Source organism: Pseudomonas sp. EA_5y_Pfl2_R50 (genome assembly GCF_963970475.1).
Taxonomy (GTDB): Bacteria; Pseudomonadota; Gammaproteobacteria; order Pseudomonadales; family Pseudomonadaceae; genus Aquipseudomonas.
Genome location: NZ_CAXAPT010000124.1, coordinates 1 through 511, shown reverse-complemented (window position 1 = coordinate 511; position 511 = coordinate 1). Strand labels below are relative to the sequence as shown.

The 511-nt window shown below is 62.6% G+C and carries 1 protein-coding gene; it reads right to left on the bottom strand.

Going from position 1 to position 511, the window contains the following annotated elements; translation table 11 throughout:
- The coding region (locus AACY19_RS27025) for an IS66 family transposase (RefSeq protein WP_339454557.1) at positions 1-511 on the bottom strand (511 nt) is incomplete at both ends.

The following is a 511-nucleotide window of genomic DNA, read 5'->3' as shown; positions in this document are numbered from 1 at the left end:
GGCAACTGGAGCCGGCGCCGGCGAAGCCTCACGCTCGATCTTTACAAACTGGCGTCGCAGATGCGACCAGCAGAAGGCGAGCGTCGCGGACAGTGCGTCCGCACGCGTCTCTCGAGTCATGGTCTTGTAGGCCTCATAGCCATCGCAATGGATGATGCCGCGATAGCCCTCAAGCAACCGCAAGCCATGAACGGCGCCGCGGCCCGGTGCATAGGCGTAGACCACCCCAGGTGGATCAGGCCCGGCCCAAGGCCTGTCATCACGCGAGAGCGCCCAGAAATAGCCGGTTTTAGTCCTGCCGCGCCCCGGATCCAATACCGGCGCCGGGGTCTCATCGACACAAAGCTTGGAGGACTCGAGCAGAAGCGCGCGCAAACGATGCCACAAGGGCTTCAATTCCTGGGCGGCATAGCCGACCCAGAAGGCGAGCGTGGAACGGTCGATGGCGATACCGTGCGTCGCCAGCATCTGCGCCTGACGATAAAGCGGCAAATGCCAATGATACTTGGCA